Here is a 12,519-nt window from a genome sequence, read left to right as displayed (position 1 = left end):
AGAGCGGCCGCCGGTCCTTTGCAAAGATCTATTCGGCCGGCATGGCGACCGGCCGGGCCGCCCAGCGGCCGGCCAGCACCACCCCAAGCCCGATCAGCGGGAAGATGGCGGCGACCAGGCCGAGATCGGCCGGCACGCCGTAGCGCAGCACGGCGCCGCCGACCACAGCACCCAGCGCCACGCCGAGATAGAGGGCCGAAGCGTTGAGCGACAGCACGATCGGGGCGGCGTCGGGCGCCAGCTTGATGATGCGGCTGGCCTGCGCCGGCGGAAATGCCCAGCCGACCATGCCCCACGGCACCATCATGGCCATCAATGCCGGCCCGGCGAGATGCTGCGGCAGGAAGGTCGGGATGACCGAGAGCATCACCAGCATGACGGCGCTCAGCGCCAGAGACCAGCCGACGGTGCGCGTCGCACCAAAACGGTCGGCCGCCTGGCCGCCGGCTATGTTGCCGATGACGGCGCCGACACCGAAGGCGAGCAGCATGCCGGGCAGCGCAATCGGGCTGAGGCCGCCGCTCTGGATGGCCAGCGGCGCGATATAGGAAAACACCGAGAAGGCGCCGATCAGGGCAAGAGCGGTGGTCAGCAGGATCGGCATGACGCCGGGGCGCAGCGCCGCAGCCAGCCGCCGCCTGAGCGGCAGCTTGGTGCCGACAATTCCGCGCGGCAGCCGGTACCACAGGATGGCGCCGACCAGCGCGCCGAGCCCGGCAATGGCAAAGAAGGTCCCGCGCCAGCCGGCTATCGTGGCAACCAGCGCGCCGAGCGGTGCACCCAGCGCAACCGCCACCGTGGTTCCGCCGACGACGACTGCAATGGCCCGCGCCCGGTGGTGGTCATCGACCAGCGCCACCGCCGTGCCTTGAGCGGTCGCGGCAAACAGGCCTGACGACAGCGCCATGATGATGCGGGCAATGAGCAGCAGCTCGAAGGACGAGCTCAGCGCCGCCACCACATTGCCGATGACGAAGAACGCCAGCGTCCACAAGATGACGCGGCGCCGGTCCCATTCGCCGGTCAGCGTTGCCAGGATCGGCGTGCCGATGGCGTAAGCCAGCGCGAAGGCGGTGATCAGCGTGCCGGCGAGCGGAATGGAAATGCGGGCGTCGGTGGCGATGTCAGGCAGCAGGCTGGAGATGACGAAGCCTTCGGTCGAGATCGTGAACGATCCGAGCGCAAGCCAGAAGAGGCGCTTGTCCATAGGGCGTGTCCTTAGTTCAAAACTTATTGAACAATTGGACATAACAGAGCGTGATGTCAATGAAGCCAGACGAAAATAGCTGAAGCCTGCTGACAGCCCTGTGTCAGGACAGCCATTGGGCCAATCGCGAAGCGGACTGTGCATGCCCGCGAAACATGGACGCGTTGAAATCGCCACCGACTGTGCTTAGTTTCGGGCCATGACTTTGCCGCACCCCAATACAGACCAGATCAGCCTGCCGGTTGTGCTCGGCGTGCTTGGCGACCCGACCCGACTCGCCATCGTGCGCTATCTCGCCAGCAAGGAAGGCGTGCCGCTGAACTGCAGCCGGTTCCTCGACCTCGGCTCCAAGACCAATCTCAGCTATCACCTGGCCAAACTGCGTGAGGCCGGCGTCACCCGCGCGGAAGTGGCCGGCACCAACCGGATGATCACGCTGCGCCGCGCCGACCTCGACGCCCGCTTCCCCGGCCTGCTCGACAGCGTGATTGCGGCGGCCGGAGATGATCCGGCTCTGCCCATCGTCGGTGGCCACGACATCGAAATGCCGGCCTAACCGGTTTAGAAGTCAAGGTCCTAGCGCTGCCAAAAACCGATATGCGGGGCGAGGAGCTCTTCGTCCATCTCGGGGAAGGGTCCGTGGACCTCGACCGGCTTCTGCCCGGAGCCGAGGACTGTGCGCGACGAGAGGTTCATCGTCGGATTCTCGGCGTGGTTGCCAGTCAGCGCGAGAAGCTTGGTTTCCTCGAAGCCGTAGACCAGCCGGCCGATATTCGCCCAGTACAGCGTTCCCGTGCACATCGCACAGGGCTCGCCGGTTGTGACCAGCGTGCAGGACCAGAGGAAATCCGGCGGATAGGTGTCGGCGGCACGCCGGGAGAGCTCGGTCTCGGCGTGGCGCACGGTGTTGATGTTGCCTTGCCGCATCAGGATGCGATCGTCGGGGCCGACGAGCACGCAGCCGAAAGGATGGTGCCCATGCGCGGCAGTCTCGCGCGCGACGTCATTGGCGGCGCGGAGGTGGGCAACCATCTGGTCGCGGGTCATCGCCTGTCCTCCCCCGGATGAACTTCGGAACGGCGTGGACGCTAGCAGGGGGAGTGCTTCCGCGATAGCCAACTCCGGCTGTCTCGAACGATCTCAAAGGCTTGATAATGAAGGCAGCGCCTTGATAGGAAGACGGGCCGCAAGCCTCCAACGGGGCTGCACCAAGGAGCCCGCCGCATGCGCATTGCCGTTCTCGCCGACATCCATGGCAATGTGCTGGCGCTGGATGCCGTGCTCGCCGATCTGGCGCGGCGCGGCGGCGCCGATCTAACCGTCAACCTGGGCGACTGCGTCTCCGGTCCGCTTTGGCCGCGCGAGACGTTCGAGCGGCTCGAAGCGCTCGACCTGCCGACTGTGCGCGGCAACCATGACCGCCGCGTCGCCGTCGATCCGGCCGACGATACGATGTGGGCTTCTGACCGGTACGCCCAGGAGCGGCTGACGGAGACGCAGCGCGAGGCGCTGTTCGCCCTGCCTTTCACGCTGGAGATTGTTCCCGGCGTGGTCGCTTTCCATGCGCGGCCCGACCATGACGAGAAATACCTGCTCGACGCGATCGTCGATGGCCAACTGGTGCGCGCGCCGCTTGCCGCTATTCAGCGGCGGTTGCAGGCGCTGGACCCGGCCTGCCGCATCGTGCTGTGCGGCCACAGCCACCGCGCGGAACTGGTCCGTATCCCCGGCGGCCCCTTGCTCTTCAATCCCGGCAGCGTCGGCGCCCCCGCCTATGAAGATGACACGCCCCCGGCGCATGTTTCGGAGCAAGGCAGCCCGCATGCGCGCTACGGCATCCTCACCTTGGATGGCGATGGTCCAGACCGTTTCGAGACCATCGCCGTCGACTACGACCACGAAGCGGCGGCGAGACAGGCCGCACAGGCGGGCCGACCGGAATGGGCGCATGCGCTGAGGACCGGCTTCATGCCCAAACCCTCTTGGCAAGGCTCCGCTTGACCGCACGGCTGCGCCCTGCTTCCGCCTCGCGGCACCAAACATCGGACGCATTTTCAGACTTACATGGCCGCGTATCGTCCCTTATAAAACCGCCTTGGCATACGGCAGGACTGCTGCCGCAAGGGTAATCGGCGCACGGCCAAATGATGAGGCGCACAATCCGAACCATTTTGCATCGACTGACTGGCGCTCCGCTCCTGCGGGCAGCCCGGTTGTTGGCGGGTCCGTTGGTGGTGGGCCCGTTGTTGGTGAGCTTGCCGAGCCAATGCCGAGGACGCGCCTGCCGACATCGTTTCCATAGTGACCGAGCTCGGCCCAGGCGATCTCCTCAACATCCGGGCCACGCCGTCGCCGGTCGGCAGAACCCAGGCGCGTCTGCCGATCGGCTCGAGCGTCAGGAATTTCGGCTGCAACGAAGTGGACGGCCACCGCTGGTGCAAGGTCGAGGAGATTGACAATCCACTGGTCAAAGGCTGGGCGCCCGCGCGCTATCTTATCCCCGACAATCCGACCGTGGTCGAAGTAGACGCCGCGCCGCCCCAGGTGACCGCCAGCGCTGAAGCCGGCGGCCCCGCGCTCGCGCCCGACATGTCGACGCAGCCGGCCGACGTGGCCGCAACACCCCGGACGACTGCACCCGCCGCCTCTGCCGCTCCGCCTGTACCCACTCAGGCTCCACCCACCCCGGCTGCACCCGAGCCGGCCCCACTCGACCTGACGGAGCGCCTTGGCGGCACGGATCCAGGCGCACCGAAATCCGCCGCCGAGATCGGCAGGACCGCCATGCAGGATGCTTATGGCCTCGCCTTCGCAGCCAATGAAAGCCCGACGACGGGCGAGATCGCTGCCACGGAGGCTCCGGCGACGGAGACCACAGGGAAGCCGGTACAGGATTCCGCCGCGAATGCGGAAGTCGCACCAGATGCGACGTCCGCGCCGGGGGTACCATCCCCGACGCCACGGCCGGACCAGGCCAAAGCTGCGACCGCTACGCAAACCGATGCACGGCTGGAACCCCCGCCCGCCCTCGGCGCCGCCGCCGATATCCCCTGCGCCCGTTATGTCGGCCAGCCGATGACCCGCTGCGCCGTCAACATCGTCCACAATGGCGCCGGCAAGGCAGACATCACCGTGACCTGGCCCGATGGCGGCACGCGCGTCATCTCCTTCAATGCCGGCATGCCGGCCGGCTCGGATTTGGGCAAGGACTTCCGCTTCACAAGGGAAGGCAGCCTCAACATGATCCGCGTCGGGGTATCCGAGCGGTTTGAGATTACGGATCAGCTCGCGCTGGGGGGTTAGGTGTCAGGCAGTAGGGAATGGGCAATAGGCGCCTTAACCTCGCTCCTGCCTAATCCCCACTGCCTAATCCCTGCTGCCTGATCCCTACTGCCTAATCCCTACTGCCTGGCCTCATTTTCGGGGTTACATCTCCCAAAACTCTTCCCTATAAGGCCCTCCTAGCCTGATACCAGAATCGCAAGCACAACCGGCCGGGTCTTCCCGTCCCGGTTTTTCGTGCAAGCCGCTCGCCGAACGGAACTCACAACGATGCCAAGACGCACCGACATCAAGTCGATCCTGATCATCGGGGCCGGCCCCATCGTCATCGGCCAGGCCTGCGAGTTCGATTATTCCGGCACACAGGCCTGCAAGGCGCTGAAGGAGGAGGGCTTTCGCGTCATCCTGGTCAATTCCAACCCGGCCACCATCATGACCGACCCGGAGCTGGCCGACGCCACCTATATCGAGCCGATCACGCCTGAAGTCGTCGCCAAGATCATCGCCAAGGAGCGGCCCGACGCGCTGCTGCCAACCATGGGCGGCCAGACCGCGCTAAACACCGCTCTGTCGCTGCGCCGCATGGGCGTGCTCGAGCGCTACAATGTCGAGATGATCGGCGCCGACGCCACGGCCATCGACAAGGCCGAGGACCGGGCGCTGTTTCGCGAGGCGATGAAGAAGATCGGCCTCGAAACGCCGAAGTCGATGCTGGCCAATGCCACCGATGTCAAGAACGCCGACCGCAAGACGCATGAGGCCGAGCGCGCCGCCGTCAAGGCCGAGGCCCCTGCCGATCTCGACGCCGCGCTCGACGCGCTGGAAACCCGCTGGAATCTCGGCGAAGGCGACCGCAAGCAGCGCTACATCAGCCACGGCATGGCGATCGCCGCGCAGGCGCTCGACCATGTCGGTCTGCCCGCCATCATCCGCCCGTCCTTCACCATGGGCGGCACCGGCGGCGGCATCGCCTACAACCGCGCCGAATTCTACGACATCGTCCAGTCCGGCCTCGACGCTTCGCCGACCACCGAAGTGCTGATCGAGGAAAGCGTGCTCGGCTGGAAGGAGTATGAGATGGAGGTCGTCCGCGACAAGGCGGACAATTGCATCATCGTCTGCTCGATCGAGAACATCGACCCGATGGGCGTACACACCGGTGACTCGATCACCGTCGCCCCCGCGCTGACCTTGACCGACAAGGAATACCAGATGATGCGCAACGCCTCGATCGCGGTGCTGCGCGAGATCGGCGTCGAGACCGGCGGCTCCAACGTGCAGTTCGCCGTCAACCCGGCCGATGGCCGCCTCGTCGTCATCGAGATGAACCCGCGCGTCTCGCGCAGCTCCGCTTTGGCTTCGAAGGCGACCGGCTTCCCCATCGCCAAGATCGCGGCCAAGCTCGCCGTCGGCTACACACTGGACGAGCTGGAGAACGACATCACCGGCGGCGCCACGCCCGCCTCCTTCGAGCCGAGCATCGATTACGTCGTCACCAAAATCCCGCGCTTTGCCTTCGAGAAATTCCCCGGCGCCGAGCCGGTGCTGACCACCGCCATGAAGTCTGTCGGTGAAGTCATGGCCATCGGCCGCACCTTCCAGGAGTCCCTGCAGAAGGCTTTGCGTGGATTGGAAACCGGCCTCACCGGCCTAGACGAGATCGAGATCCCCGGCCTCGGCCACGGTGCCGTGGCTGCCAACCACGCCGACGACCGCAACGCCATCCGCGCCGCGCTCGGCACGCCGACGCCCGACCGGCTGCGCATGGTGGCGCAGGCGATCCGCATGGGCACCTCGCTGGAAGACGTGCACGCCATGTGCAAGATCGACCCGTGGTTCCTCGAACAGATCGCCGGCATCGTTTCCATGGAAGCCCGCATCCGCGAGCACGGCATTCCGCAAGACGCCGTCAATCTGCGCATGCTGAAGGCGATGGGCTTCTCCGATGCCCGCCTCGCCTCGCTGACGAAGACCGACGCCGAAGTGATTGCGAAGATTCGTGAAAAGCTCGACGTTCATCCGGTTTATAAGCGCATCGACACTTGCGCGGCCGAGTTCGCCTCGCCCACCGCCTACATGTACTCGACCTACGAAGTGCCCTTCGCCGGCGCGCTGGCCAATGAAGCGCAAGTGTCAGCGCGGAAAAAAGTCGTCATCCTTGGCGGCGGTCCGAACCGCATCGGCCAGGGCATCGAGTTCGACTATTGCTGCTGCCATGCCGCCTTCGCGCTGCGCGACGCCGGCTATGAAGCGATCATGATCAACTGCAACCCCGAGACCGTCTCGACCGACTACGACACCTCCGACCGGCTCTACTTCGAACCGCTGACGGCGGAGGACGTGCTGGAGATCCTGCGCGCCGAACAGGCCTCGGGCGAACTGGTCGGCGTTATCGTCCAGTTCGGCGGCCAGACGCCGCTGAAGTTGGCCGATGCGCTGGAGAAGGCCGGCATCCCGATCCTCGGTACGTCGCCCGACATGATCGATCTCGCCGAAGACCGCGACCGCTTCCAGAAGCTGCTGCACAAGCTCAACCTCAGCCAGCCGAAGAACGGCATCGCCTATTCTGTCGAGCAGGCCCGCCTCGTCGCCGGCGAGCTCGGTTTCCCCTTGGTGGTGCGCCCCTCCTATGTGCTCGGCGGCCGCGCCATGCAGATCATCCATGACGAGGGCATGCTGCAATCCTATCTGCTCGACACCGTGCCTGGCCTGGTGCCGGAGGACATCAAGCAGAAATACCCCAACGACAAGACCGGCCAGATCAACACGCTGCTGGGCAAGAACCCGCTGCTGTTCGACACCTATCTCTCCGGCGCCATCGAGGTCGATGTCGACTGCCTCTGCGACGGCAAGTCGACATTCGTCTCAGGCATTCTGGAACACATCGAGGAGGCCGGCATCCACTCCGGCGACAGCGCCTGCTCGCTCCCCGTTCACTCGCTGCCTTCCGAGCTGGTCGACGAGCTGGAGCGCCAGACGGCGGCCCTTGCCCGCGCGCTCAATGTCGGCGGCCTGATGAACGTGCAGTATGCGATCAAGGACGGCACGGTCTATGTGCTGGAGGTCAATCCGCGGGCATCGCGCACCGTGCCCTTCGTCGCCAAGACCATCGGCCGTCCCATCGCCAAGATCGCCGCCCGCATCATGGCCGGCGAGACACTTGAAGATGCCTTCGCCCATTACGGCGCCATGCCCGACCCCAGGAACCCCGGCCACATAGCGGTCAAGGAAGCCGTCTTCCCCTTCGCCCGCTTCCCCGGCGTCGACATATTGCTTGGCCCGGAAATGCGCTCGACCGGCGAAGTCATGGGCCTCGACCGCGACTTCGCGCTCGCCTTCGCCAAGAGCCAGCTCGGCGCCGGCGTCGACCTGCCGCGCTCCGGCACGCTGTTCGTCTCGGTGCGCGACGAGGACAAGGCCGGCATCCTGCCGGCGGTGAAACGCCTCGCCGGCCAGGGTTTCAAAGTGCTGGCGACCTCCGGCACCGCCCGCTTCCTCGCCGAGAACGGCGTCGACGCCCAGAAGATCAACAAGGTGCTTGAGGGACGCCCCCACATCGAAGACGCCATCCGCAACCGCCAGGTCCAGATCGTCTTCAACACCACGGACGGCCAGAAAGCGGTGTCGGACTCGAAGTCGCTCCGCCGCGCAACGCTGATGCAGAAGGTGCCGTATTACACGACGCTGTCGGGCGCGGCGGCCGTGGCGGAAGCGATTGCGGCGTTGAAGGCGGGGAGCCTCGAGGTCAGGCCGCTGCAGGAGTATTTTGCTTAGGCGACCTGCCTCCTCCAGCATCCCTGAATGCGTATCGCCTCAGAGGTAGGGGTGCCCAGTGGCATACTGAAGTAGCTCCTTGTCTTTGCGACCCCGTTGGGATCGCTCAACAGTTCCCTTCGCTACACCGCCAAGTTTTGAAAGAAAGTCCCGCTGAGCCTCGATATCGCTTGGCCAAACGAGTTCATCTCGTGAAAGGCCGAATTCCGATACGATTTTTTTGGCGACTTTACAAAGAGCTTCAGAAGGCAGTACGAAACGTTTGTCGATTACCAACTTAAGCTCAGGCATACTAGAGAATTTGGCCAGCGCCGCAGACGAGAAATTAGGGACACTCTGTTCTGCTGATCTAGCAATTAAAATAGTTCTAAACGCCCAAACGAGTCGCTTTCTTAGTAGCCGAACTTCGAGAAGCTTTGGGCGATACGCCAAAAACCACACTATCGCTGAGGCCTCTCGGATTTCGGCGTGATAGCTATCTCGAAATCGGAATCTTTGGCAGACATCCAGAAATATTCCTGCCGTATCGTGTAGCACTCTTCCTTCAGTAGTGAGATGCAGTAGAAAAAGGTCACCGCCTTCGGCTTTTTTTTGAAGAGAGCCAATTGGATAACGATAAAAGCTAGCGCCGCGGCTAGATATCTCATCCTTGATCGTGCCGCCGTCAACTACACCGAGCAAATCGACATCGGAAGATAGCCTGTGGTCTCCGCGAGCCCGGCTTCCAAAAAGAACGAGGGAAAGAAGCACCTAACAAACCTTATGGTTGGTCGAGAAGGGATCCTACCGGACACGGCTAACACGATTTATGAGAGTTGGTATGAACACGACGTACCAAAAAAGGCCAGCTATCATATTCGCGAGCACAAGGAAGTGGGCTCCTGTAGATAGGCTCGCAGGTGAGTGGTTCGTGTACCCTACCAAAAGCGTAATCTCCACCGCTTTTATGAACGCGTTCAACCAATCCTTGGCAGTCGGCGCATAAGCGATCGTGAAGAAGGCGACTATCGCCGCTCCAATTAAGGACGGGCGAACGACACTGCGACCCCATGCGTTCACCGAACCTGCCGCGTTCAGAATCATCCACTCAGCAACATTCAAAACGAGTCGTGGAAACGCGACGATTTTTACAAGAAAATTTCCATTTACGAGGTCGTAACGTGATTCAAAGATCCGCGCTTTGGATGATTGATTGGAGGAAGTCTTAACTGCATCGTAATATGCACGCTCTTCACCAATGTCCAAAAACATACGAGACAATTTTCTTGCAACCGTAGCCTTCGTTCCTTCCAGCCTCATTCGTTGATATAGTGGGTCGATCTTTTTTGCCTTAAGTACTTCTTCGTCTGTATTTGTATATGCTGAGTGTATAAAATCACCAGGATTGGAGATAGTTGTAGCGTTAATCTCTGTTTCATTTCCCGAAATTCCAATTTTGTCCCAAGTACAGGACCGGAAATCGCAGTCAATCCACTTTGATTGGCTGATAGAGCTTGATATAAATACACATTTGCTGAATTTTGCCCGCTTCCACGTACTAAGTCCAAAATCGCAGAATTCAAATCTACACTCGTTGAAAACTATCTCGCGAAGAGTTAAATCAAATAGGCCGAAAAAATCGCACTTTATGAAATTTATTTTATCAAATCTCGATTTACTGCCCCTGCTGATAGCATCATCTAGGCCGCCGGATGTGAAGGTACCGTGCGCGGGGGCCAAACTATGTTCAAAATTCCAAGGGATTTCCGGATAGGGTTTGTCTTCATCCGGATCAAAAATAGGCTCCCAATAATTGAAAGTCCTTCGTCTTCGCGGGGGTGGTCCGGGCTTAACAATTTGGGAGGAATCCGACATTACAAAACCCAAGTTCAGCAGTGATCGCGCCGAGTCCAATAGCATCTAGGAAACCTCTTTGCTACGAGACTTAACGATTCACAATTGAGTTATGCTTGGATATCCAAAGACGACGCACAATCCCTCACTTCGCGATCAAATATGTCCTCACCCCACCGCGACACACTCGATCTCGATATCGAACTCCATCGGCCATGACGCCACCGGCACGAAAGTGCGCGATGGCGGGTTTTCCGGGAAATGCCTGGCGTAGACACGGTTGATGGCGTTGTAGAAGCCGGCATTGGCGGCGTAGATGCGCACCATCACCACATTGTCCAGCGAGCTGCCCGCCGCTTCCAGGCAATGGCGCAACGCCTTCAGCGACGCCTCGGTCTGCACCTCGATGTCGCCCTTGACGAGCTTGCCGGTTGAGAGATCGAGCGGCGGCGTGCCGGAGACGAAGACCAGCCCCGCGCCCTTGGTCACCAGCGACAGCGGCACGCCAGGCGCCCGCACCGCCGCCGACAGCACCGGCACTTCGACGATTTCCTTGGTCATGGTGATGCTCCTTTTGGTTGGACAGGTTGGCGCCAAGGCCCCCTCACCCGCCCTCCGCTTCGCTCGGGCGACCTCTCCCCCAAGGGGAGAGGAGACATCAAGCGCCAGCACGTCCCTCTTCTCCCCAGCGGGGAGAAGGTGGCCGCGAAGCGGTCGGATGAGGGGGCCTGCGCCACCTTTGATTGTGAGGAGCTTATCCCCCCGCCCAGCGAACGCCAGCGCCGAACCATGGTCCAGCCGTCACCCCTGCCCGGGATACGGCATGCCGTCCTTGTGCAGGAACCTGCCATCCGAACTCGGGCTCATCATGTCGATGTCGGAGCAGGTGATGAGATCATCCGGATTGCGCGACCCGACCTCGAGATAGCGCGCCGTTGTGGACGAGCGGTTGATCATGTGGTGGCCGTTGCCGCTGTTCTTGGCGAAGGTCGCGCAATCGCCGGCCTTGAGCAGCGTCTCGCCGCCATCCTCGACCAGCACCAGTTCGCCTTCCAGCACATAGACAAGCTCGTCCTCATGGCTGTGCCAGTGGCGCTGGCTGGACCAGCCGCCTGATGGCAATGTCATCAGGTTGACGCCGAAATCGGTGAGGCCGCCGGCATCGCCGAGGCGGTGGCGTGTGCGCTCGGCGCAAGGGGCGTCGAAGGGCGCGGGGTAGCCGGAGCCCTTGCGGACAGGCACGGTGGACAGGTCGATCTTGGGCATGGGAGCTCCATTGAATTGGTGGCGGCAGTGTATGTCACTGCCGGCGCAGCCACAGAGCCACTTTGCCGCAATGCCTTGCCAACGGCAGGCATCGGCCGTCGCACTCTACGGCGCCCCCCTCTGTCCTGCCGGACATCTCCCCCACAAGAAGGGAGATTGGCTGTCGCCTCAGCCTTCGCCAATTTTCACCGTCGCAAGAAAAGCACGGCGCCGACGCTGCTGATCTCCCCACTCGTGGGGGAGATGTCCGGCAGGACAGAGGGGGCGCCGTAGAATGCTATTGCTGGCCAGTCACCCGTCCTCAACCCTGATGCGCGGCCGCGAGTTCCTTCACGTGCTTCTCGTGCATCTGCAGCGTCGGCAGCGTCTTCTTGGCGAATTCCTTCATCGCCGGGTCGTCGCCCGAGTTGGCATAGCTGCTGAACAGGGCTACGGCCTCCTTGTGCGCGTCCGTCTGCATCTGGATGTACTTGGCGTCAAAATCCTTGCCGCTTGCGCTCTTCAACTCGTCGAGCATTGCCTGCTCCTTCGGCTGCAGGGCCGGCCCCGCGGCTTTGGTCGAACCGGTGGTCTGGCCCTGGCTCAGCGCCGCCTTGAACTCCTTGCCGGCTTTGGTGTGGTCCTTGACCATCTGCTTGGCGAATTTCCTGACGTCAGCCGCCTTGGATTTCTCCTCGGCGAGCTTGCTCGACTGGATTTCGAATTCGTTGGAGCTAGGCACCGTCTTGACGAAGGTTGGGGTATCGACCTTGCTGGCGGCCATGGCAGGCGCGACCGCAGTCGAGTTGGCCGCAAAGGCGGCAGGGGCACCGGCGAACAAGGCGACGGCGGCAATGGTGAGAAGCGTTTTCATCTGAGTTCTCCGATTTGAAAATTTCCCTCGGCTAATCAAACGCGGCATTGGCGGCAGGGTTGCGTCCGGAGAACTATTCGTCAGCGACCATCTGCCGAAGAGCCGTCCCGAGCCCCTGGCGGACAAACCTCAGGACAGCACGCCTCGCCATATTGCAGCTGTTCGGTCCAGTTCGGCCGACCTCAGGCGTGACATCCATAAGGTTCCACAGGATCTCGCACGCGCCGATGGCGCGCGGATCCTGGTCCTGATGGACGGCGCGGCATTGGGAACCGGTTGCTTTTCCCGCATTGGGTCCGCAGGC

11 protein-coding genes are annotated in these 12,519 nt (G+C 62.4%); 4 read left to right on the top strand and 7 right to left on the bottom strand.

Translation table 11 applies throughout. The features are described 5' to 3' along the window. Positions 1-28 precede the first annotated feature (28 nt). A complete protein-coding gene (locus tag NLY33_RS13520) occupies positions 29-1,207 on the bottom strand; it encodes an MFS transporter (RefSeq protein WP_023683782.1) in 1,179 nt (392 codons plus the stop codon). 199 nt (positions 1,208-1,406) lie between these two features. Here NLY33_RS13520 and NLY33_RS13515 point away from each other — a divergent pair, with 199 nt between their 5' ends. Then, positions 1,407-1,763, top strand: coding sequence for an ArsR/SmtB family transcription factor (locus NLY33_RS13515; protein ID WP_023683780.1), 357 nt, complete (start codon positions 1,407-1,409; stop codon positions 1,761-1,763). A gap of 20 nt (positions 1,764-1,783) precedes the next feature. Here NLY33_RS13515 and NLY33_RS13510 read toward each other — a convergent pair whose 3' ends face one another. Continuing rightward, positions 1,784-2,254, bottom strand: a complete 471-nt coding sequence (locus NLY33_RS13510) for a nucleoside deaminase (protein ID WP_023672423.1) — start codon at positions 2,252-2,254, stop codon at positions 1,784-1,786. A gap of 177 nt (positions 2,255-2,431) precedes the next feature. Here NLY33_RS13510 and NLY33_RS13505 point away from each other — a divergent pair, with 177 nt between their 5' ends. The 3 genes from NLY33_RS13505 (at position 2,432) to carB (ending at position 8,263) form a co-directional block, all read left to right on the top strand. Continuing rightward, positions 2,432-3,208 (top strand): metallophosphoesterase family protein, encoded by a 777-nt coding sequence (locus tag NLY33_RS13505; protein ID WP_023705854.1) that lies wholly within the window; start codon positions 2,432-2,434, stop codon positions 3,206-3,208. Between the two features lie 300 nt (positions 3,209-3,508). Then, positions 3,509-4,510: an SH3 domain-containing protein gene (locus NLY33_RS13500; RefSeq protein WP_050590864.1), complete on the top strand. Its 1,002-nt coding sequence runs from the start codon at positions 3,509-3,511 to the stop codon at positions 4,508-4,510. 249 nt (positions 4,511-4,759) lie between these two features. Beyond that, positions 4,760-8,263, top strand: a complete 3,504-nt coding sequence (carB, locus tag NLY33_RS13495) for a carbamoyl-phosphate synthase large subunit (RefSeq protein ID WP_023705856.1) — start codon at positions 4,760-4,762, stop codon at positions 8,261-8,263. Positions 8,264-8,302: 39 nt separating this feature from the next. Here carB and NLY33_RS13490 read toward each other — a convergent pair whose 3' ends face one another. The 5 genes from NLY33_RS13490 to NLY33_RS13470 form a co-directional block, all read right to left on the bottom strand. Then, on the bottom strand, positions 8,303-9,013 hold the full coding sequence (locus NLY33_RS13490) for a nucleotidyltransferase domain-containing protein (protein WP_156932542.1): 711 nt from the start codon (positions 9,011-9,013) through the stop codon (positions 8,303-8,305). A 33-nt stretch (positions 9,014-9,046) separates the two neighbouring features. Then, positions 9,047-10,117 (bottom strand): anti-phage Hailong system effector protein HalA, encoded by a 1,071-nt coding sequence (gene halA, locus NLY33_RS13485; protein ID WP_156932543.1) that lies wholly within the window; start codon positions 10,115-10,117, stop codon positions 9,047-9,049. A gap of 147 nt (positions 10,118-10,264) precedes the next feature. Further along, complete coding sequence (locus NLY33_RS13480) at positions 10,265-10,657, bottom strand: RidA family protein (RefSeq protein WP_023705859.1); 393 nt, start codon at positions 10,655-10,657, stop codon at positions 10,265-10,267. Positions 10,658-10,897: 240 nt separating this feature from the next. Beyond that, positions 10,898-11,362 (bottom strand): cupin domain-containing protein, encoded by a 465-nt coding sequence (locus NLY33_RS13475; protein WP_023672418.1) that lies wholly within the window; start codon positions 11,360-11,362, stop codon positions 10,898-10,900. A gap of 301 nt (positions 11,363-11,663) precedes the next feature. Further along, positions 11,664-12,215: a DUF4142 domain-containing protein gene (locus NLY33_RS13470; RefSeq protein WP_023672417.1), complete on the bottom strand. Its 552-nt coding sequence runs from the start codon at positions 12,213-12,215 to the stop codon at positions 11,664-11,666. Positions 12,216-12,519 lie beyond the last annotated feature (304 nt).

The sequence above is a fragment of the Mesorhizobium sp. C432A genome (genome assembly GCF_030323145.1).
GTDB lineage: Bacteria > Pseudomonadota > Alphaproteobacteria > Rhizobiales > Rhizobiaceae > Mesorhizobium.
The sequence above is the reverse complement of the archived record's forward strand: the minus strand, read 5'-3'. Positions and strand labels throughout refer to the sequence as shown.

Coding starts and splice junctions, on each gene's coding strand:
- NLY33_RS13520 (WP_023683782.1), bottom strand. CDS start 1,207: ATGGACAAGCGCCTCTTCTGGCTTGCGCTCGGATCGTTCACGATCTCG.
- NLY33_RS13515 (WP_023683780.1), top strand. CDS start 1,407: ATGACTTTGCCGCACCCCAATACAGACCAGATCAGCCTGCCGGTTGTG.
- NLY33_RS13510 (WP_023672423.1), bottom strand. CDS start 2,254: ATGACCCGCGACCAGATGGTTGCCCACCTCCGCGCCGCCAATGACGTC.
- NLY33_RS13505 (WP_023705854.1), top strand. CDS start 2,432: ATGCGCATTGCCGTTCTCGCCGACATCCATGGCAATGTGCTGGCGCTG.
- carB (WP_023705856.1), top strand. CDS start 4,760: ATGCCAAGACGCACCGACATCAAGTCGATCCTGATCATCGGGGCCGGC.
- halA (WP_156932543.1), bottom strand. CDS start 10,117: ATGTCGGATTCCTCCCAAATTGTTAAGCCCGGACCACCCCCGCGAAGA.
- NLY33_RS13480 (WP_023705859.1), bottom strand. CDS start 10,657: ATGACCAAGGAAATCGTCGAAGTGCCGGTGCTGTCGGCGGCGGTGCGG.
- NLY33_RS13475 (WP_023672418.1), bottom strand. CDS start 11,362: ATGCCCAAGATCGACCTGTCCACCGTGCCTGTCCGCAAGGGCTCCGGC.
- NLY33_RS13470 (WP_023672417.1), bottom strand. CDS start 12,215: ATGAAAACGCTTCTCACCATTGCCGCCGTCGCCTTGTTCGCCGGTGCC.